The sequence below is a fragment of the Acidimicrobiales bacterium genome (assembly GCA_016794585.1).
Lineage (GTDB): Bacteria > Actinomycetota > Acidimicrobiia > Acidimicrobiales > DATDAH01 > JAEUJM01.
The window spans coordinates 89,335-109,114 of sequence record JAEUJM010000042.1 but is presented as its reverse complement, the minus strand read 5'-3'; the positions used below and the strand labels follow the sequence as shown (position 1 = coordinate 109,114).

Here is a 19,780-nt window from a genome sequence, read left to right as displayed (position 1 = left end):
GAGGGGTGACGGCCATCCAGGTCGCCGTCCTCTTTCCTGCCGTCCTCTTCTGGATCATGCTCATCGTCCAGTACGGGCTGTGGTGGCACGCCAAACAAGTCGCCAACGCGGCCGCGGCCGAGGCCGTCGACGCAGCCCAGGTCGCCAACGGCACCGCCCGCGACGGCGAGGACGCCGCCGGCTCGTTCCTCGCCCACTCCGGGAACCTCCACAGCATCACCGTCACCGTGAGCCGGGAGCCCGCGATGGTCACCGCCGAGGTCCGTGGTGAAGCACCCCAGCTCGTCCCTGGCTTCGCATGGTCGGTCGCCGCTCGCAGCGCCGCACCGGTCGAGCGGTTCGTCCCCGAGGCAGAACGATGAGACTCCCAGCGCGCATCTGCGGCGACCGTGGATCGATCGCCGTCGAGGTCGCGGTCATCGCACCTGCGCTCGTGTTCCTCATGCTGCTCGTCGTCTACGCAGGAAAGGTCTCGGAGGCCGACGGCAACGTCGAGCGCGCCGCGGCCGATGCCGCTCGAGCGGCATCGCTTCGCCAACACCCCGGCGACGCCACGGATGACGCACAGACCAGTGCGGCAGCGAACCTCGCCGTCGCTGGAGTGCCGTGCCTCACTCTGACCACGACGGTTGACACCGGCGACTTCGAACCTGGCGGCACCGTCACGGTCACAGTCCGCTGCGAAGCCTCGATGGCCGACGTCACGCTTCTCGGTGTTCCCGGCCGACGAATCTTCACGGCGTCCGCGGTAGAGGTGATCGACACCTACCGGAGTGCGTCGTGAACCCCCACGACGAGCGAGGAAGCATCACCGCCTTCGTCGCGGTCGTCGCCATCGCCCTAGTTCTCGTCGCCGGCATGGCCTACGACGGGGGCCAGGTCATCCGCGCCCACAACGCAGCACGCAACGACGCAGAGCGAGCCGCTCGAGCTGGGGCCCAGGAGATCGATCTCGACCACCTCCGCGCGACGAACGAGCCCCGTCTCGACCCGGCCGCCGCGGAGGCCGCCGCCCTCGAGTGCCTCGAGCGGACCGGAGCCAGAGGAACGGCGACCGTCTCGATCGCCTCCGTCACCGTCACGGTCACCGCAGTCCAGCCGATGCTCATCCTCCCCGGCGCCGCACGAACCATCGTCGTACGCGAGACCGCCACAGCCGTCGACGAGGTACAGCCATGAACGACCGACGACCCCTGCTGCTGATCCGCGGCGTCCTCTCACTGGTCGCGACGCTCGCCCTGATCGTCGGCGTCCCGCTCCTGCTCGCCACTCTGGTGGGCTGGCCGCTACCGACCAGCATCCCGACCCTCCACGCCTTGGAAGAGGCAGCCCAGTCGGGCATCAGCGACCAGGTCGTCGTCAACACGCTCGCAGTCATCGCGTGGATCGCCTGGCCACAACTCGCCCTCGCGCTGGTGACAGAAGCCGTTGGGGTCGCCAGAGGCCGCCAGGCAATCCACCTCCCGGTGCTCCCCGCGTTCCAGGTCACCGCCACCCGCCTGGTTGCCGGGATCCTCATGATGGCCTCGACCGTGCAACCTGCCCGCGCCGTCGCCGAGCCCACTCCCATCCCGGTCCCCGCCGAAGTAGCTGCAGCGACACCGGAGTCGATCCCCGACTCACCGGATCCGAGTTCCTACGGGCACACGCCGACACTCCACGGCCGCCCCAGTGACCCAGCGCCGGCCGCGCCAGCGGCCGATCATCCGACGGTCACCGTTCAGCGGCACGACAGCTACTGGGCCATCGCCGAACGCACCCTCGGCGACGGCCTGCGGTGGAACGAGATCCTCGACCTCAACGTCGGGCGCACGCTCCCCGACGGCACCACGATCAGCGCGGGAGACGACACGCTGCACTCGGGCTGGGTTCTCGTGCTGCCTGGCGACGCCACCATCGAGCCTGCCGCCTCGCCGTCCGGTGGTCCCGCCCCGGCAACCGCGGAGGAAGATGGCCTCGCAACCCTTGTCGTCGAGCGCGGCGACAATTTCTGGTCCATCGCCGAAGATCGACTGGAAGGCGACCTCGGACGAGAAGTGGGCGACCCGGAGGTCCTGCCCTACTGGGGCGAGGTCGTCGCCGCCAACCGGGCCCGCTACGCAGAACTCGTGGACGTCGATCTCATCTATCCCGGTCAGGTCGTGGTGCTTCCGCCCACGGGTGTCGAGCTACCACCGCCGCCCCCAACGGCCGAAGAAGAGCCGGCGCCGTCGCCAGCCGGCGCTGTCGTGCTCGACGAACCACCGACAGCAACAACGGAACCGGCTCCGGCAACGGAGAACCCCGCTTCCGAAGAGACACCGCCCACGACGACTGCCGCTGACAACGATGGCGTGCCGCGGCAAACGGTCGACGAGTCGTCGCAGGGCGATCCGTCAGAGGGCGAGGATTCGAGCGACGCGCCCGTGGCGGTGGCGTTGGGCGGGTTGTCGAGCATCGCGCTCGCGGTGGGCTTGAAGCGCCTCCTCGACCGCCGGCGCCGCCGCTTCGTCAACGAGAACCCGGGTGACCTCCCCGGCCGCACGCCGGCCGACCAGCGCGAGCTGCATCAGACCGTGATCGCCCAAGCCGACGAGGGTCGCATCGACGACCTGCAGGGCGTGCTCGGCCGCCTCGCCGCATCCCTCGCTGCCATGGGATCAGAACGCCGGCCACGGATGATCCGACACTCGGACACCAGCCTCGAAGTCCTGCTCGACCAGCCCGACCCGAACGCCCTGCCCGGCTGGCACAGCACAGACGACGGCACGGTGTGGACCCTCGTCGAGCGACCGGACAACGACGAGCCTTACGACGGGCCGCTCAGTCCGTCACCGCTGATGGTGACCGTCGGCCAGCCCGAAGACGACGCACAGCTCTACCTCGACCTCGAAGCAGACGGAATCGTGGCTCTCACCGGCGACCTCGACGTCGCCACCAACCTCGCCCGCTCGATCGTCACCGAGCTGACGCTCAGCCCACTCGCCGACACGCTCCGAGTCATCGCGATCGGCGATTTCGTCGACCCCGGCGCCGACGTCCTCGAGCACCTCACGATCGTCGACACCTGGGATGGTCATGCCGAGGACCTCGTGGCATGGTCAACCCAATCCCACGCCGCACTTGCTGAGAACGGCTGGGCCAATGCATTCGTCGGGCGCGGGCACGATCCCGACCACGACGCCCTCGTTCCCATCGCGGTGGTAGCCGACCGGCCACCTCCCGACGAGCTGGCCGCCGCACTTCGCGCCGCTCAGCCGTCTGCGGTCGCAGTGGTCGTCGTCGGCGAGTTCCGGGACGCCTTGGCCACGGTCTGCTGCGAAGAGGATGCACTCAACTTCGACGCGATCAACCTGGCCTGCTCACCCCAGGAACTCGAGGCAGACGAGCTGGCCGCCACCTCCAGCCTTCTCGTCGCCACCGACAGCCCAGCGGAGCAGGAACTCATGGACCAGCTACGGGCCGAGTTCGAAGCGTCCGCATCGTCGAACGGCACCGGCCCCACCGATGGCGACGAGCCTGATCTAATGGTGGAAGGACCAGGTGACCCGGCGGACGAGCCACCGGAGTACGACGTACTCGTTCGGTTGCTCGGGGACATCACCGTCGAAGGGGGCGAGCCGCTGAAACCGAAGGCGACGGCAGTCGTCGCCTACCTAGCACTCCACCGCTCGGTCACGACCGATCGGTTGGAGGAAGCCTGCTGGTTCGGCTCGGACGGCGTCTCGCACACCAAGCGGCTTCACGACACGATGGCCGAGTGCCGCTCCGCTCTCGGATCCCAGCACTTCCCGGCCAACCGCAGCGGCAAGTACGTCGTCGGGCCGCACGTTGGCACCGACCTCGATCTGTTCGATTGGCACGTCCAGCGCGCTGCCGAGCTACCGCCGGACGAAGCGGTCGAGCACTACCAGGCCGCGCTCGACCTGGTCACCGGCAAGCCGTTCTCCTACCCGAACGCTGCCCGCGCCTCGTACGGCTGGGTCGACTTCGAGCACCATTCCACCAGCTGGGAACATCGGGTCGCGGGTGTCGCCCAGGCGTGCGCGGCGATGCACCTCGACGCGGGCGAGCCCGACAAGGCGATCGCGATGCTCCGCCGAGTCATCCAGGCGATCCCCCTGAACAGCGCCGTCGTCGAGACTCTCATGCGGGCCCACATCGCCGACGAGGATCGGGCCGGCGCCGAGAACGTCTACAGGGAGCACGTCGCCGCTCTCGAGCAAGCGAAGCTCGGCGACCCCGAGGACTCCATCGAGCAACTCAGGCTGGAGCTCCATCCACGATGATCGCCCGCACTGACAGTTCGCCGAGTTCTGGCTCCGTGGGATAGAGCCCTACTCGGTGCTCAGCGTCCTGATCGAGGGAGTTCAGAGACCTTCGAGGTCGTAGGAGCCGAGGTCCGCATCAGCTTCCATCACCATTTTGTCCTCGGAGCTCAGATCCTTGCAGCGAGAGAAGGCGATCTGATGCGGCGAGCGTTGATGCGCGCGCCAGCCGCTTCCGGTGACGACTCCGCCCGGTCCCTGGACGCGAAGACCGTCGTTCTCGACGCGAACACGACGTCGGTCGTCCCCGTCGCCACGGAAGCGGTACACCCGCGTGGCTTCGAGGAGCTTGATCGGCACTCTGGCTGGGAAAGATCCCTTGTCACGCCATCGGAGCACCACCTCGTCGCCCTCCACCCGATCGACCGCAGCGATCGCAGTCGCGTACTGCACCAGCCCGTCCGACCCGGCTGGGTACGGGCCGGACGTAAAGGTGACGAACCAGGTTTCGTCAAGCTGTTCCACGAGAGTTGGCGGCGCTGGAGGTGGCGCATGCCTCGAACCCTGGACCGCTCGCGCCCGAATACGGGTTCCCACGGGTGCCACCAGCACAACAGCAATGATGGAGAGAAGCACGATCCCGATGACCACGACGGCCTTAAGCCAGTTCGGCCACCGGGTCGCGATCACGAACACTCCGAGCAGCAGCAGGATGGCGCCGGCCGAGAGTTCGACGGCGAAGTCTTTCTGCTTGTCCGTCATGACGCGGGCTCGACGAGGCGACGCATCTGGCTCAGCAAGCCCAAGGCATGGTCGGTGGGGTCGCTAGAGACGGACCAGGTCGGATCGAGCTGGTTGCGCCGAGTCGAACTCGAAGCCGATGACGGCGTGGCCGTCGAGGGCCACGGCGAGGCGTCGCAGGGTGTCGGTACCGCTGCGGTGCTGACCGCTCTCGATGCGGGAGATCACCGACTTGGTGGTGTCCATCCGCTCTGCCAGTTCTTGCTGGGTCAGACCGAGATGGGCTCGACGCATGATCACCATGCGGGCGATCTCCTCGAACGGACGGAGCCGGTCCTGGGTCTCCCGGTACTTGGGGCTCCGGGCGCGACGTTGGCCGATGTGCTCTTCGACGCTGCTTCCGATGGGGCTGTCGTTCTTGGCCATGGCGGTCACCTCTAGGAACAGGTTAGCAGTTCTGCGAACCGTGTCGTCAGGGGGCATCGTGGCCCGCCGCCCGGGGCGGGGTCCGGGGATCGGCCTCCATCCGGGCCTTGAAGTCGTCCCAGCGCTCTTGGGCGACGGTGATGTCTTGCGCGGGGATCTTGGCGGTCCGCTTCGACAGGATGTGGAGTAGCACCAGGAGGCGGTCCGAGCGGCGGTACAGGATCCGGAAGAGCTGTCGCCCGTAGTGGCAGCGAAGCTCGCGCAGCTCCCCGTCGACCTGCGAGCTGTGTGGGAACGGGAGGTGGGGAACCTCGTCGCTGAGCAAGTTCAGTCGGTCGATTTGCTGGGCCAGGACGGCAGCGACCTCGTCATCGAGATCGTCGAGGAAGTCGCGTACGGGCTCGGCCCCGCCAGCCTCTCGGTAGTACACGGCATGGAACGCGGCCATCGATGGAACCTACGTCAGTTGGTGCAGCCGGTGGTCGGAAGACCTTCGGGGGCGAGGGGCTGACCGTCGGCGATGGCGACGAAGAAGGGTTGGGGGCAGCGCTTCGCCCCGCCGGCCTCGATGCTGAAGTGGAGGTGGGGTCCGGTGCTGTTGCCGGTGGAGGCGCTGTCGAGCAGGTACTGCCCGGCAGTGACACGGTCGCCGATCGCCACGGCCTGCGTGCCGGGTTGGCCGTGGCAGTACGTGTACTGCGCGCCGTCGTCGCCGTTGAACACGACGCCGATCCCGCACTTGCCGCTGGTTGGGGTGCCGACGACGACGCCAGTGGTGACCGCAAACAGCGGCGTGCCGACCGGAACTGGGATGTCGGCGGCCGGGTAGTCGTGGTGGGGCTTCGTGAACCACTCGGGATGCTCGTCGTACCAGCGCCGTTCGAGTGGCAGGGCGTAGTCGCCGCTGATGGCCAGGTCGCCGGCTGGGCATGGCGTCGCGCCGATCGGAGCGGAGGGCTCGAGCTGACTGGGGTTCGTCCCGGCGTAGGTGCGCATGGACTCGTAGACGGAGCTGAGCGAGGTCCAGTAGTTGGTGTCCGAGGCCCAGGTGCCAGCAAGCCCTCCCCATGTGGTCGCCGACGCGCCGGCATTCAGGGCGACGTCGGCGTTGGCGAGCGGGGCGTCGTTGCCGAGCGCGTACTTCTTGAGCAGCTGGATCTGTGCTCGGACGCCGATGATCGGGTCGGCGAACCCGGAACCAGAGGCGGTGCCGTCGTAGTGGGCGATGCCGGCGAAGTTGTTGATGGCGGTGTCGCTGTTGGTGAAGTACCCGGTCTCCAGCACGGCCTGGGCGAGCGCGAGGTCGCCGCGGACTCCTTCGGCGTCGCCCTCGGAGAGGAAAAGTGCGATCAGGTCACCGATGGCGACACCGAGCCGCGACGGTTGGCCCCGACCCGTGCCGGTCCACCACGAGCGCAGGTCGACCACGGTGAGGGCGGACGGCCCGAGGATGCTCGGGGTGCCGTCGTCGGCGATCTCCCCCTTCTGCCCGCAGGGCGTTGAGGCGCCGATGCCGACCGCGAGGATCGGCAGAGCGGTGAACCCACCAACGGTGAGAACGCATGCGAGGGCGATTGCTGCACCGAGTCGTGGTTGCTTCATGACCCGGTAGGCCCCGCACGGCGCGGATTCTTCGCGATCGGGTGGAGAGTCGGCGCCCGTCATGGGGCCTACGGGAGTGACGCCTACGTCTCACCGCTCCCGAGGGGGTTCCCTGATGATTACGATTCTTCGTGTCCTGGCCCAGGTCCAGGTTGACCCGAGCACCGATGGCATGCCTGGTGCCGACCTGATCCAGCAGCTCCTGAATTGGGCGCAGATGCTCGCCTTGTGGGGCAGCCTTGCCGCGCTGCTCATCGGCGCGGCCATGTACGGCCTGGCCCGGGAGGGTGGTAGCTACGGGGGCGCCAGTCGGGGCAAGACCCTTGCCCTCGGTGGTGTGGTCGGTGCGATCCTCGCCGGTGTCGCTCCGACCGCGGTCAACATGCTGTTCGAGGCGGCGAGCTGATGGCCCGCCAGTCAGATCCGCCGTCCTGGCGTACGGCGGCCGTCGCCGCGGTCGTGGTGGTCGCCCTTGTCGCGGGGGTGTTCCTCGTCCGGCTGACACAGGACTCCTCGTCCAGCCCGGCGCGAGCCGATGCTCGAGCAGCGGCCGAGGAGCCGCGGCCAACACCTCCGGCCGATGAACCGGGGCCGGAGGGTGAAGCGGCCGGTGCGGTTGGGTTCAGCGCCGATGAGTCGGGAGCGGTCGCCGCCGCGGTGGCGTACGCGACGGCATCGCAACGGTGGCTGTACTTCACCGACGACGAGATCGAAGCCGCCGTCGCAGAGATCGCGACACCGGTGGCCGCACCACGACTGGCCGAGGACGTGGTCGTCGACGTCTCGATGGCACGCAACCAGCTCGGCCAGTCCCAGGGTCGGATCTGGTGGCTCGTTCGCCCGTTGGCCTGGCGAGTCGAGCACTACCGGAGCTCCGAAGCCCGCGTCTCGGTGTGGACCGTCACGGTCCTGTCCGCCGCTGGCGTCGCCGCGCCACAGTCGGAGTTCCTCACCGTCACCCTCGACCTCTCATGGATCGACGGTGACTGGAGAGTCGACGGCGTTCGGGACACCCCGGGCCCGACACCGATCACCGGCCCCCAGGATCAGCCGTGGGACGCCGAGCCGTTCGACCAGGCCCTCGATGGGTTCACCCGCATCGACGGGGAGCCGGTTTCGTGATCCTCGGAATCGGCTTCCCCAACCCCGTCGGCTGGGTCATCGACAAGGTCACTGGTTTCGTCGGCGGCGCCGCCACCGCCGGCTTCGAGGCCATCATCGGCGGGCTCACCGCGTGGATCGTCGACGCCGTCGTGTGGACCGTGGGTGGCGTCTTCAACTTCTTCCTGGACTCGACGGACCCCAACGTCCAAGCCGACTGGTTCCTCACCGGCGACGGCCCTTACGCAACGACGGTCAGCATCGGCGCCAGCCTTCTGCTGCTGTTCGTGCTCGCCGGGATCATCCAGGGCACCGTCAACGGCGATGTCGGCGGGATGCTCCGACGCATCGCGCTCGAGCTGCCTGTCTCGATCATCGGGATGATCGGCCTGGTCACCATCACTCAGCTGCTCATCCGGCTCACCGACGCGCTCTCGGGGCAGGTCCTCGACAACTTCCAGGACGACATCTCCGAGTTCGGCACCGTCGTCGCCAGCCTCGACCGGCTCACCGGCGGCCACTCCACCGCCTTCGTGGTCTTCGTGCTCGGCCTCGTGACCGTTCTCGCCGGCCTCGTGCTCGTCGCCGAGCTCGTCGTGCGCTCCGCGCTCATCTACATCGTGGTCGCGCTGGCGCCGCTGGTGTTCGCTACTCGCCTCTGGCCCGCCACCAAGGGAGCGAGCCGCAAGCTCCTCGACCTGCTGGTGGCGCTCATCCTCTCCAAGCTTGTCATCGCCATCGCCCTCGCGGTCGCCGCCGCCGCTGCGGTTGGGTCCGGCTCTGGTGGCGAGGTGACCGCCCTGCCGGAACCGGAGGTCTTCGCCGAGGACCCCGGCGGGTCGGTCACCCAAGCCGTCGGCATCCTCCTGACCGCGGCAGCAGCCTTCGGGGTCTCGGCGTTCTCGCCGCTGCTCATCGCCCGGTTGCTGCCGATGACCGAAGCAGCCGTCGTCGCCCAGGGCGTCAAGGGCGGGCCGGTACGCGCCGGGCACCAGGGGATGATGATGGCCAACACCGCCCAGATGGTGTCGGGACGCCGCTTCAGTCAGATCGCCAACGGACGCGCCGCATCCAGTGCCGGGGCTGGAGCGTCACCCGCGGCGGGTGCCGGCGCGGGAGCCGGCGGTGGTGCAAGCGGCGCGGCCGGAGCTGGTGGTGCCGCCGCCGCAGCAGGGCCGCTCGCCGTCGCCGCCGTCGCCGCCGAGACCGCCAAGAAGGCAGCGTCCACCGGCGCCCGAGCAACAACCGACTCCGCCCAGGCCGCCAGCGACGCATCGACCTCGGCTCCCTCCGGTGGCAGACCGCCGCGGTCCAGTGGTGGTGCAGCCTCGGACCCGCTACCGACGGCAGGCGGTGCACCGCCATCGCGACCGCCATCGCGTCCGGATCGCCCCTCGGGGTCCAACGGGTCGAAGCCGCCACCGCCACCGCGAGGGCCCAATGGCAAGTGAACGCCTCGAACGAACCTACCGGCTCGAGCCACTCGACTCGTCCGGCATCTTCCTCGGCCTGGGCGTAGTCCAGTGTGCGCTGCTGGGTGGCGGGATCACGCTCGGCGTCGCGGCCTTGACGTCCGGTGCGCTGCTCCCGGTCGCCGCGGCCCCGGTCATCGGAGCGGCGGTGGTGAGCTTCACTCGCATTGGCGGACACGCCACCTGGGAGTGGGTACCTCTGCTCATCGGATGGGTGTGGGCGCGGCTGCGGCGCGGTCGCCGGTGGGTCGCCCCGCTCCCGCTGTGGTCCACGACCGACGGACCGGCCCCGATGCCGCCCTGCCTCGACGGACTCGACATCGTCGGCATCGACTGGCGGGCTGGGATGTCCCTCGGCGCGGTCCGAGACCGGCACCGCCAGACCCTGACTGCAGTCGTCCCGGTCTCCGGTCCGCAATTCGTGGTCGAGCCCCGCGGCGAGCAGGAACGGCTTCTTGCCGGGTGGGGCGACCTTCTGGGCCAATACGCCGTTGAACGCGGGGTCGTCGCCCACCTGTCGTGGTCCGACCTCGCCCAACCGTCGGGCATGGGCGACCACGTCGCTTGGCTCGACTCTGACGACCGCGGCGACCCCAACCAGACCGCGTCCGCCTCGTACCGGGAGTTGCTCGAGGTCGGCACCACCTCGGCGATCAACCACGAAGCCGTCGTGACTATCACCGTCGCTCGCGACCGCCTCTCCCGACACCGCGCCGGCAAGGGCGGCGCCGACGAGCAACTTCGTCGAGCGCTCGTCACCTCGGTCGAGGCGCTCCTGCGCGGGCTGCGCTCGGCGGACCTGGCCGCCTTCGACCCACTTGACCCCACCGCGCTGCAACGCCTCATCCGATCGCGAATCGACCCCGTCGGGGCGCGGTCACGCCCTCGCAAGGGCCGGCTGGTCGAGCGGCTCGCCCTCGTCCGATCTCCCACAGCCGGACCCCTGGCGCTGGAGACCGATTGGCGCCACCTCCGCGTCGACGGTGCGTTCCACCGCACCTGGTGGATCGGCACCTGGCCCCGGCTCGCGGTGCCGCCGGCCTGGCTGGAGCCGTTCCTCTCCGGAGGTGGCGTCACCCGGTCGATGACCGTCTACTTCCAACCTGTCTCGACCCACCAGAGCCGCCGGCGCATCGAGCGCGACCTCGTGAAGCTCGAGTCCGATGCCGTCACCAAGGAGGAGAAGGGCCGGCGCATCGACGCTCGCCACCGGCGTGCCACGCAGGCCCTCCTCGATCGTGAGGAGGAGCTCGTCGCCGGCTACCCCGAGATGGGGTATGCCGGGCTGGTCACCGTGGCGGCCCGCACGCTCGAGGATCTCGATGAGCACTGCGAAATCATCGAGCAACTCGCCCGTGAGAACGGCATGGACCTGCGTGTCCTCGACGCCCGCCAGGACCTCGGCTGGGCCGCCGTGCTCCCGCTCGGCCTCGCCCCTTCGACCCTCTTCGCGTCATGAGCCGTCCAGCACTGCGGCTCCGCTACCACCAGGGCACCACCGCCCACACCTCCAGCATCTATCCCTTCTCGGTCCAAGGCTCCTTCGGGCACCGCGGCACCTACATCGGACTCGACCTCCTGGCCGGAGGCGGCGAGTTCTGTTGGGACCCCTTCGAGGCCTACGCCACGGGGCTGGTCACCAATCCCAACGGTTGGATCCTCGGCGAACCCGGCAACGGGAAGTCCGCCCTCGTGAAATGCCTCCTGTGGCGCCAAGCCGCCGTCTACGGCACAGGTGCCCGTGGCCGCTGGACGGCCATCGCCGACCCGAAAGGTGAGTACGCCACCCTCGCCGAGCACCTCGGGCTCACCACGGTGAAGCTTAGCCCTGGTGGCACCGCCACCATCAACCCGCTCGCACCCGGGCCCGCTGCCGAACACGAACCCGAGGACAAGCAGATCCTCCGCCGCGCTGAGATGTGTGCCGCTCTCGTCGGCACCGTCCTCGAACGCACGCTCACCCAGCTCGAGGACGCGGTCGTGTTCGCCGCCATCGAGCAGCTCACCACCGCGCCGCTCACCGAACCCACACTCACCGACGTGGCGCGACTCGTCGCCAACCCAACCGAGGCGATGACCGATCGTTTGCGCACCAACGACCGCGACCTCGCCGCCGACACAAGCACGATCGCCTACGCCCTGGACAAGCTCCTGTCCCGATCGCTGCGCGGCATGTTCGACGGTCGCTCCACCGTTCCGCTGCGATGGGACGGGCCCGGCGTCGTGCTTGACCTCTCCGCCGTGCCGCTTGACTCCGACGCGCTCCCGCTCGTCATGGTCGCCGCGGCCGGCTGGTTCCAACAGCTCATGGCGTGCCCCGGCCCCCAACGGGTGCAGATCCTGGACGAAGCATGGGCACTTCTCGGCAACCGCGACACCGCCGGCTACCTCCAGACCTGCTTCAAGCTCGGCCGCACCTACGGCGTGGCCAATCTCTGCATCACCCACCGCGCATCCGACCTCGTGGCCCAGGCCGACGACGGCACCGCCACCAGCAAGATCGCCGCCGGGCTGCTCGCCGACTCGGCCACCAAGATCATCCTCCGCCAAGCCCCCGATCAGCTCGACGCCGCAATCGCCCACTTCGGACTCACCGGACCCGAGGCCAGCATCATCGGCCAGCTCACCCGCGGCAGAGCCCTGTGGAAGCTCGGTGGCAGAACGGCCGTGGTCCAACATGTCCTCGGCCCGAGCGAGCTGGAGATCATCGACACCGACGCACGCATGCACGGCTCGACCGGCAGCGGAGCCGAGGCGGCATGAGCCGTGTACGACCGCGACACACTCCTCGCCGCCGTCGACCTCCGAGAGCTGGCCGACGACCTACTCGGCCCGGCCGGGGCCGACGGACGCGCTCGGATGTGGCGCTGCCCGAACGACCAGCACGCTCAGACCGGACGCACCCCACCGGTCAGCATCTTCACCAGCCGCCGGGGTGACCAGCGTTGGCGATGTCACGGCTGCGGTGACGGCGGCACCGCCATCGACCTCGTCCTCGCCTGCCGAGGAGGCACCGCCCGCGACGCGATGACCTACCTCGCCGAACGCGCCGGCCATCGTGAACAACCGGAGGACTGGCGACCCTCGCCCCGTCCGAATCGCTCCCGTTCAATCCCACCTGCCGGGTGCCGCGATCCCGAAGGGCTCAACCGCTACGTCGATGAGTGCGCCGAGCGCCTCTGGAGACCGGAAGGGCGGGGGATGCGGCGCTGGCTCATCAACACGCGCGGCCTGCCTCGTGATGTCCTCGTCGAGAACCGCGTCGGCGCCGACCTGGGACCCCGCGCACAGCAGCGGCCCGAAGGCATGCCCCGCTCGATGGGCATCGTGCTGCCTGTGATCCACGACGGGCACGCGGTCTACGCCCAACTCCGAGTTCCCCACCCTGCGGCGGATCGGCCCCGCTACCTGAACCCGACCTCCGATCTCGCAACCAACCCGCGCCTCTCCCGAGCACGGCCCGTCGAGGCACGACGCCCGGAGGTCGTCGTCACCGAAGGCGCCATCGACGCGCTGTCCGCGGCGGCTGCGGGCTACCGGGCCGTCGCCGTGCTCAGTGCCGCCTATGGCGACGAGGCCGTCGCCGTCGCCCTGGCGAAGCTCCCGCACCCACTCGTCATCGCCTTCGACGCCGACGACGCCGGTCGCGCCGGTGCCGACCGACTCGGCGCACTCCTCGAGGCGCACAAACGTCCACCGGTCGTCCTCGACCTCGGCGCCGGCGACCTCAACGACGCGATGCGCCGCTCTGACGACTGGCCGATGCGGATGCAGCACGCTGTCGATTCGCCGATAGCCGAGCGGTCCGCGTCGATCGGTGCGGCCGTAAGCCGCTAACTGGCACCTGCCATCCCTCGTCGATGTGGCAATACTCCGAGGCAGCATCAGGTGACTGGCGTGAGACTCACGAGGCCCGAGGGCCAGACGCCCTCGAACCTCGGCTAGGCGAAGCTGCGCAGCCGATCAATGGGTGGACTCTTCGTGGCTTCGAGCCGCACCACTGAGCGCGCAGATGTCAGCGAGCTGAAGCTAGCGTCGGGCTTCGACCGAACGACCAACAGGACGGGTGTGTCGATGAGTCTGCAAGGCGTCACAATCCAGCCGATTCGCCGCGGGACGACGAATCCCGACGATGTGATTCGTCCAGAACCCCTGGAACACGCAGACGTCCGCGACGTAGAGGGCACGACGGACGGAAACTCGTGGACGGCGCGCCTGTACCTGTGGGCCGGGGATCCGACGCCGCCGTCTTGGCTGACATTCGTACGCGACGGGTTCGGCGATGACCTAACGCTGCCCGATTCATCACGGAGCAGCGCACTGATTGTGATGACCATTCAGTACTTCAGTACGCGATTGTTCGCGATTCCGCTCGGCGCAGGCCGCCACGCGCTGAATCGTTCGGCGTGCGATTTCGATGCGGCCCGCAGGGTGCAGCTCAACGTCGTCTACGAGGGCGATGAAGGTGCCGATGCCCTCACCGCCGCCCCCCGGGTTCGAGAGGCCGAGTGGCTGCGCCGAGGCGAGACGAGCATGCGAACTCGCCGGCAGGCTGGAAGGGACGCCGACTTTGACCAGTTTGAGTTCGACCCGGAGATCGAACAACTCGTCGGTCTAACGGGCGTGCCAGTCAACGCCGAGCTGTTCGGCACTCGCGTGTCGGGCAAAACGAGCCTTCGGTTGGGCCGCAGCATCGACTTCGATGACCTTGCCGGGATCTGTCGGACCGTCGCCCAGTACGAGCGCAAGACCGACTACAAACGCCGCTTCAGCTTCGTCGACCGAGTCACCACCATCACCAACGCATCGACCACCGCAACCCTCACCGCCGTCGTCGCTGCACAACTCCGAGATGACCCCGCCGATTGGGAGCTCTCTCCCCCCGAGCTCGTCGATTTCGATTGCCTGTCGTCACTGGTGGTATCGCATGCTGACATCGACGAGGTCGAAGTCGATCCGGGCACCGCTGCCACCGATCTGCTCGCTGCGCTCGAGACGGCAGGTGTCGGCGGTGTTACGGCCGAGCTGTTGCAGGACATCACGTTGACTGGCATCACCTCCGACGACGGGATCATGAACAGCTGGCGCCTTATCGAGTGTCTCGACGGTCAGTTCGAAGCCGACGTCGAGCACGAGGCAGCCACGGTGCTACTGACCGCTGGATCGTTTTCCATCGTCCAGGCCGACTACCTCGCCGCGATCGACGCAGCACTCACCGCGATTGCGGAGTCGACGGTTGTGCTGCCCAATTCGCATCTTGGAGCGGATGGCAAGGAGATTGGTGAGGGTGAGTACAACACATTGGCGGCAGCATCCAGCGAGGACTTCCTGCTCCTCGACGCCAAGAGTGTCGTAATTCCAGGCAAAACCAGTCCGATCGAGATCTGCGACGTACTCGACACAGGACAGAAGCGGTTGGTTCACGTCAAGCGCAAGTTCGGCTCAGCCGCCCTGAGTCACCTCTTCGGGCAAGGGAGCGTGTCCGGATCGCTCCTTGTTGATTCGACTCCGTTCAGGTCAGCTGTGCGAGCCAAGCTTCACGACATCGATGGAGCATCAGCCACCCACCAAGCGCTGTTCGACGACGATGTGTACCGCGCCGGCGACTACGAGATTGTTTACGGCATAATCGGCGATTGGCAGAATGGTGGCCTGGCCAATCGACTGCCGTTCTTTTCAAAGGTCAACCTCCTGAAGCATGCCCAAACGTTGCGGCGATCCGGATACAAAGTGACGTTTGCTGCGATCGGTGTGGACAACTAGGTGAAGCGCAGCACCGCTCTCGGGTTCTGAAGAGCGCCCTGGACGCCGTTTCGGACGTCCCCGTCTCCGTCGCCCCCGGCTTACCCCTGTCCGACGCCTTGCACAGGTACGCCAGGGAGCCGAACACGCCTACCTGAGCGGCTCAGCCGGCGGCCGGGCTATTCGACTGCGTCCTCGATCAACCCGTACGGGGGATTCTCCGGGTCACCGGAGTAGCGCGCAACGACGTACTGGTCAGCGAACTCCGGTGGGTCGTTGTCGACGACAATCAGCTGCGTGCCATCTGACCGCCCACTCTCGGCCCATGCCACAAGGTGCTGGTAGACACCTCGAGCGATCGCCGGTGCTTGGTAATCGTCGCCGATGTGTCCCGAAGCCGGCACAAGGTTCTTCTGCGGGCTGTCGATCATGAGCAAACCGGGGTGAGCGCCGCCATCGTCAGCGGACTTCTCGAACACAGCGAGATACCACGCAAGAGCGATCAACGTCATCGCACCGGCTGATCCGAGCTGGTCATAGCGCACCCCTCGCACCGACGGCACGAAGCGCCTGTCGAGGGCGACGTCAGCCAGCTTCGGGTAGTGGAAGTCTCCGAGGATCGCAGTCAGACGCGCGGTGAGGTCGTCAAGGATCGAGCCACGAGTGACGTTCGCTTCGGCTGCAGCCAGCTGAGCACCGGTCACCTCAGCTAGCTGCTGTCGGAGCGCACCGAGCTCCTGGCGTCGGCGCTGGCGCGACATGTGCATGTTGCGGACTCGACGGAACTCGGCTGCTGATGCACCCACGCGGGTGATCTCCTCGAGTAGCGCGTCGCGCTGGGTCATGAACGGCGAAAACCGCCCCCTCATCGCTGCGTCAAAGGCGACCTGGGCACGGCGCTGGTCCTGAGAGGCGCTCTGCATCTGAGCGTCCACTCGATCCTCGGTGGCGCGCAGCTCGTCCAGATAGCCGACCAATTCCTTGTGACGGCTTCGGATCGCTCGCAGCTCCTTGTCGAGGTCGACATCGTCTACGTCAGTCTCGATTGGCTGGTGGCACACAAAGCAAGCATCGGTGTCGGGGCCGGAGTTCGTGACCGGCTGTAGGCACCACGGGCACACCTCGATCGAAAGTGGATCGAAGAGGCGGCTCGCTTCTTTCGCGAACACCAGCTTCTTGATGTCCTGCTCGTATTGGGCGCCTAGTGCCATGAGCCGGTCGAGCTGAGTGCGTGTGTCGCGGAGTTCATTCGACAACCGGCGAGAGCGAGTCGCGGCGTCCTGGTACACCAACCGCTGTTCGTCGCCGAAGGCCGCCTCGGCGTCCATCTGGACCTCGACGATGGACAAGCGCTCGCCCAACGTTCCTTCCTGCTCCTCGAGGTCGGCGATCTGCTCGTCAATGACTTCGAGCGCAGGGATCCGCTGCTCTGCCATGAAGGCCTCGACCGTCGCGAGTTCGCGATCTCGATCGGCGATCTGCTGCTCGAGTGCTCGAACCTCCGCAGCCAGCGACGCAGCTGAATTGTCGTGCGCCCAGAACATGAGGTCCAGGACCTGCTCGTGCTTGAGCCGGACCACCGGCTGACTGCGCTCAAGCAGCAGGTTGCGACTGTCGAGATCCGAGTTCTCGAGGAACATGACGCGCAGCAGGTCTCGGACGGACAGCTTGTCGACGGCAGAAGCGCCTTTTGTCGGGGCCTCGCGCAGGACTACGTGTCCGATGCCGAACTGACCGAGCAGGAACTGTGACAAGGACTCGTCACTGCTCGGCGGGCTGATGGTCAGCTCACGCTGTGGGTGCGGCCCTTCGAGCTCGTCGATCGTGCACGAGTGCACAAACGCCGACTTGGAAGGCCGCTGCACAGTCGAGCGCTCGATGACAAATCGTGCGCCCTGCATTTCGCATTCGAGCAGCGCAGTGCGCACGCGAGACCGGACCTCTGGGTGGTGGGGGAAGTCCGCCCCGCCGAGGCAATACGCGATGAACTCGAGGACACTCGTCTTCCCGGTCGAGATCTGCCCGGCGATAACAGCGAGCCGCTCGGGCTCATCGTCGGGGCCGAGGAACGAGACGTCGTAGTTCCTAGCGATGCCCTGCAAACGGAGGCGGCGAACCGCGAGCTTGGACATCAGCCGCCCGCCTCCAGGTTGAGCGTCGGCTGAAACTCGCTGTCGACATCCAAGATGTCCAGTCGCATCCCGCTGCTCCTGAGCCACTCCGAGGCGCGTGCAGCAAGGCGCGCATCGCTCAGCCGGAACAACGGCCGGATCATGTCGATGCTCTGGCGGTAGGCGTCTGCGTAGAGCGACTCGAAGCTCTGGGCTTCTCGCCGGCCTCGGTCGGTGAGCTCGCAGACGATCCGTCCGTCAACCGTCGACGGTCGCGCATACCCCCACGCCGTGAGCGCTGCGAGGTCCGAGCGAAGACGCGCACGCCGGTTTGCGTACCTCTCCGGTGCCGACTGGTAGCTCAATGCCGCCGGATTGAAGCCGGCCAGCTCGAGCCGCACAGCGTCGGAGCCCTGTACGACCAGATGTGGATTGGCCGCGAAGAACTCGAAGTAGCCGATGCGGTCGATGTTGAGTGGAGCGTCGAAGGTCGAAAGCAGCACCAGCAACTGCCCGCGGCGGAACACGGCGCTTGTCTCAGGCGGGCGAGAGACTGCGGTGAACTCCATCAAGGTGTCGCCGCTCGAGCGTCGACGACGTCCTTGTAGTTGCGCACCCAGCCGGCGTCGCCGGCTTCGACGAGGTGATGCACCAACCCGGAGCGATGTACGAGGGTGTCGCGGAGTTCGCGTGACGGGTTGGCCTGGTGATGTGCCTCGACGGCGCTCATGACCCCTGGGTAGAGGTGTGGCAGCTCGTTCACAGCGGCGTCAACAGCCGCCTTCGCCGCCTCGAAACGCGTGTGCCACATCTGGTGGAGATTCGCCTGGACTGACCCGAGTGCTTCGATCTCTGAGCGGACTTCGCGCTCCTGTACGTCTCGAGCCATGACCTCTGCATTGAAGAACGCACGTCGAGCCACTCGATCGTCGGTGATCCCGGCAACCCGCAACTGCTCGACGAACAGAGCCGAGTCGAACCGCGACCAGTCATCTGGATCGCGGACAGATCGTTCGGTTGCGCGTTCCCCAGGCGCTCGACCGAAGAACTGTTGGCGCACTCCGGCGAGGTCGGGCTTGCGCAACAGGCCCTCAAGCTGTGCGCCAGGCCAGAGCTCGATGGCTACGCCGGAGGTGCGCTGGGTTCGACTCCTCCAACCGTCCCACCACTTCGTGGCGGGACCGTCGAGATCGACCGGGATCGCAAGTGTCCAACTCGCGACCTTGAAGCCCTCTCGCTCTGCCGACTTCTGGATTGAGCGAAAGGACTCTCTGATCTCCGCCTGCTGCGCCTTGTTGACACCGTCGATGAAGTACTTCGACTGCCAGACGCTGATCGTGCCGCGCGAGAGCTCACCGACAAAGGTGTCGATCCCCCAGTCGCCTGGATTCGCCTGCACGGCCCGCGCCGTCGGATGCAGCTCCCAGACGACGCCGGTGACAAGCCGCTCGAAGCGATCGCGACCAGCCGCCTCGCCCTCCGCGTTGAGCAGAGCAAGGCGCACCAGGCCCGATCCCGCCGTCGGGATCGCGGCCATCGCTTCGAGTGTGTCCTGCTCTGTGGACGTCATCTGAACGGCCCGCCGAACTCGATCCCGTGTCAGCGACGTCAGACGCCGCTCGTACCCACGCCAGCGTACGAGAACGGCGTGGCCGCTGTCGTGGACCGGCAATGCCACGCGCCAGGGAGACGGTTGTACATTCCGCCATCCGACCCGAACGACGGCTACGGATGCGCCCCGTGGCGCTTGGGTGCCGAAGGGTGCGGACGGTTACGCCGACGCCCGTCGGCGAAGCCCTGTCCCCAATAATGCCCGTAGGGACGCGGAGCGACGCCGGCGATGATCCGCTCGCGAAGTTTCGGCCATCGCTCGGGCCTACTTGGGTATGGAACGCGAGGGTCTAGGTGGCTTCGAGCTGCTCGTTATCGTCGTCGCCGGTGCCGGTCTGTCCCTCGTCGGTGCGGTGTGGGCGGGCGCATGGCTCGCACTTGCCGCCTCGGGGAGCGCTCGCGCAATCCCGTTCTCTGCGGCAGCGGATGCGGCGCCGCGACTGCCGGCGAACCTGAGCGCACCCGCGGGGGCGTGGAGCATGCCCTTCAGTCAGCTGCTGCCGGGTACTCCGCTCTACTGGTTCTGCACTGCGTTGACGGCGGCGGCGCTTGCTGCTGCCGTGGCCCTGGTCGTCAGGTGGCTGAGCCGCTCGAAGGTAGGGACGGCGAGGCGTCGTCCTCTCGGGGTTGACGGTCGCACCCGCTTCGCGAAGCGGCGCGATCTGGAGCCGCTCCTGGTGCCGGGACCCGTCGCCGGGCGGTTCGTGCTCGCTCAGTTTGGCCGGCG

General features: G+C 67.6%; 18 protein-coding genes. 11 read left to right on the top strand and 7 right to left on the bottom strand.

Annotated features, from left to right (window positions below; translation table 11 throughout):
* Positions 1 to 5: 5 nt before the first annotated feature.
* The 4 genes from JNK12_20380 to JNK12_20365 are packed head-to-tail and all read left to right on the top strand — an operon-like array spanning position 6 to position 4,268.
* Positions 6 to 362: a pilus assembly protein gene (locus JNK12_20380; protein ID MBL8778307.1), complete on the top strand. Its 357-nt coding sequence runs from the start codon at positions 6 to 8 to the stop codon at positions 360 to 362.
* Positions 359 to 784 (top strand): pilus assembly protein, encoded by a 426-nt coding sequence (locus tag JNK12_20375; GenBank protein ID MBL8778306.1) that lies wholly within the window; start codon positions 359 to 361, stop codon positions 782 to 784. The genes JNK12_20380 and JNK12_20375 overlap by 4 nt, the downstream gene beginning before the upstream one ends.
* Positions 781 to 1,179, top strand: a complete 399-nt coding sequence (locus JNK12_20370) for a Tad domain-containing protein (GenBank protein ID MBL8778305.1) — start codon at positions 781 to 783, stop codon at positions 1,177 to 1,179. Before JNK12_20375 ends, JNK12_20370 begins: the two co-directional genes overlap by 4 nt.
* The gene (locus JNK12_20365; GenBank protein ID MBL8778304.1) at positions 1,176 to 4,268 is read left to right on the top strand and encodes a LysM peptidoglycan-binding domain-containing protein; all 3,093 of its coding nucleotides are present in this window, start codon (positions 1,176 to 1,178) and stop codon (positions 4,266 to 4,268) included. Before JNK12_20370 ends, JNK12_20365 begins: the two co-directional genes overlap by 4 nt.
* Positions 4,269 to 4,349: 81 nt before the next feature.
* Here JNK12_20365 and JNK12_20360 read toward each other — a convergent pair whose 3' ends face one another.
* The 4 genes from JNK12_20360 to JNK12_20345 all read right to left on the bottom strand — a co-directional run bounded on the left by JNK12_20360 (position 4,350) and on the right by JNK12_20345 (position 7,016).
* On the bottom strand, positions 4,350 to 5,009 hold the full coding sequence (locus tag JNK12_20360; GenBank protein MBL8778303.1) for a hypothetical protein: 660 nt from the start codon (positions 5,007 to 5,009) through the stop codon (positions 4,350 to 4,352).
* A 63-nt stretch (positions 5,010 to 5,072) separates the two neighbouring features.
* Entirely contained in the window at positions 5,073 to 5,414 is a 342-nt protein-coding gene (locus JNK12_20355; protein MBL8778302.1) for a helix-turn-helix domain-containing protein, read from the bottom strand.
* A 46-nt stretch (positions 5,415 to 5,460) separates the two neighbouring features.
* Entirely contained in the window at positions 5,461 to 5,862 is a 402-nt protein-coding gene (locus JNK12_20350) for a type II toxin-antitoxin system RelE/ParE family toxin (protein MBL8778301.1), read from the bottom strand.
* Between the two features lie 14 nt (positions 5,863 to 5,876).
* The gene (locus JNK12_20345) at positions 5,877 to 7,016 is read right to left on the bottom strand and encodes a peptidoglycan DD-metalloendopeptidase family protein (protein ID MBL8778300.1); all 1,140 of its coding nucleotides are present in this window, start codon (positions 7,014 to 7,016) and stop codon (positions 5,877 to 5,879) included.
* 172 nt (positions 7,017 to 7,188) lie between these two features.
* On the opposite strand from JNK12_20345, the gene JNK12_20340 reads away from it, so the two are divergent.
* From JNK12_20340 to JNK12_20310, 7 genes are all read left to right on the top strand, one after another.
* Positions 7,189 to 7,422, top strand: a complete 234-nt coding sequence (locus tag JNK12_20340) for a hypothetical protein (GenBank protein MBL8778299.1) — start codon at positions 7,189 to 7,191, stop codon at positions 7,420 to 7,422.
* Positions 7,423 to 7,673: 251 nt separating this feature from the next.
* A complete protein-coding gene (locus JNK12_20335) occupies positions 7,674 to 8,138 on the top strand; it encodes a hypothetical protein (protein ID MBL8778298.1) in 465 nt (154 codons plus the stop codon).
* Positions 8,135 to 9,568: a hypothetical protein gene (locus JNK12_20330; GenBank protein MBL8778297.1), complete on the top strand. Its 1,434-nt coding sequence runs from the start codon at positions 8,135 to 8,137 to the stop codon at positions 9,566 to 9,568. Before JNK12_20335 ends, JNK12_20330 begins: the two co-directional genes overlap by 4 nt.
* Entirely contained in the window at positions 9,558 to 11,048 is a 1,491-nt protein-coding gene (locus JNK12_20325) for a hypothetical protein (GenBank protein ID MBL8778296.1), read from the top strand. The genes JNK12_20330 and JNK12_20325 overlap by 11 nt, the downstream gene beginning before the upstream one ends.
* Positions 11,045 to 12,352 (top strand): hypothetical protein, encoded by a 1,308-nt coding sequence (locus JNK12_20320; GenBank protein MBL8778295.1) that lies wholly within the window; start codon positions 11,045 to 11,047, stop codon positions 12,350 to 12,352. The genes JNK12_20325 and JNK12_20320 overlap by 4 nt, the downstream gene beginning before the upstream one ends.
* Before the next feature lie 3 nt (positions 12,353 to 12,355).
* Positions 12,356 to 13,426: a toprim domain-containing protein gene (locus tag JNK12_20315; GenBank protein MBL8778294.1), complete on the top strand. Its 1,071-nt coding sequence runs from the start codon at positions 12,356 to 12,358 to the stop codon at positions 13,424 to 13,426.
* 129 nt (positions 13,427 to 13,555) lie between these two features.
* Positions 13,556 to 15,352, top strand: a complete 1,797-nt coding sequence (locus JNK12_20310; GenBank protein MBL8778293.1) for a TIGR04141 family sporadically distributed protein — start codon at positions 13,556 to 13,558, stop codon at positions 15,350 to 15,352.
* Between the two features lie 158 nt (positions 15,353 to 15,510).
* On the opposite strand, the gene JNK12_20305 is transcribed toward JNK12_20310, so the two are convergent.
* From JNK12_20305 to JNK12_20295, 3 genes are read right to left on the bottom strand one after another with little or no spacing between them, the layout of a single operon-like run.
* Positions 15,511 to 17,463, bottom strand: coding sequence for a hypothetical protein (locus tag JNK12_20305; protein MBL8778292.1), 1,953 nt, complete (start codon positions 17,461 to 17,463; stop codon positions 15,511 to 15,513).
* Positions 17,463 to 18,011, bottom strand: a complete 549-nt coding sequence (locus tag JNK12_20300) for a hypothetical protein (protein ID MBL8778291.1) — start codon at positions 18,009 to 18,011, stop codon at positions 17,463 to 17,465. Before JNK12_20300 ends, JNK12_20305 begins: the two co-directional genes overlap by 1 nt.
* The gene (locus JNK12_20295) at positions 18,011 to 18,979 is read right to left on the bottom strand and encodes a hypothetical protein (protein ID MBL8778290.1); all 969 of its coding nucleotides are present in this window, start codon (positions 18,977 to 18,979) and stop codon (positions 18,011 to 18,013) included. Before JNK12_20295 ends, JNK12_20300 begins: the two co-directional genes overlap by 1 nt.
* Between the last annotated feature and the right edge of the window lie 801 nt (positions 18,980 to 19,780).

Coding starts and splice junctions, on each gene's coding strand:
- JNK12_20375 (MBL8778306.1), top strand. CDS start 359: ATGAGACTCCCAGCGCGCATCTGCGGCGACCGTGGATCGATCGCCGTC.
- JNK12_20365 (MBL8778304.1), top strand. CDS start 1,176: ATGAACGACCGACGACCCCTGCTGCTGATCCGCGGCGTCCTCTCACTG.
- JNK12_20360 (MBL8778303.1), bottom strand. CDS start 5,009: ATGACGGACAAGCAGAAAGACTTCGCCGTCGAACTCTCGGCCGGCGCC.
- JNK12_20355 (MBL8778302.1), bottom strand. CDS start 5,414: ATGGCCAAGAACGACAGCCCCATCGGAAGCAGCGTCGAAGAGCACATC.
- JNK12_20350 (MBL8778301.1), bottom strand. CDS start 5,862: ATGGCCGCGTTCCATGCCGTGTACTACCGAGAGGCTGGCGGGGCCGAG.
- JNK12_20345 (MBL8778300.1), bottom strand. CDS start 7,016: ATGAAGCAACCACGACTCGGTGCAGCAATCGCCCTCGCATGCGTTCTC.
- JNK12_20340 (MBL8778299.1), top strand. CDS start 7,189: ATGCCTGGTGCCGACCTGATCCAGCAGCTCCTGAATTGGGCGCAGATG.
- JNK12_20325 (MBL8778296.1), top strand. CDS start 9,558: ATGGCAAGTGAACGCCTCGAACGAACCTACCGGCTCGAGCCACTCGAC.
- JNK12_20320 (MBL8778295.1), top strand. CDS start 11,045: ATGAGCCGTCCAGCACTGCGGCTCCGCTACCACCAGGGCACCACCGCC.
- JNK12_20310 (MBL8778293.1), top strand. CDS start 13,556: ATGGGTGGACTCTTCGTGGCTTCGAGCCGCACCACTGAGCGCGCAGAT.
- JNK12_20305 (MBL8778292.1), bottom strand. CDS start 17,463: ATGTCCAAGCTCGCGGTTCGCCGCCTCCGTTTGCAGGGCATCGCTAGG.
- JNK12_20300 (MBL8778291.1), bottom strand. CDS start 18,011: ATGGAGTTCACCGCAGTCTCTCGCCCGCCTGAGACAAGCGCCGTGTTC.
- JNK12_20295 (MBL8778290.1), bottom strand. CDS start 18,979: ATGGCCGCGATCCCGACGGCGGGATCGGGCCTGGTGCGCCTTGCTCTG.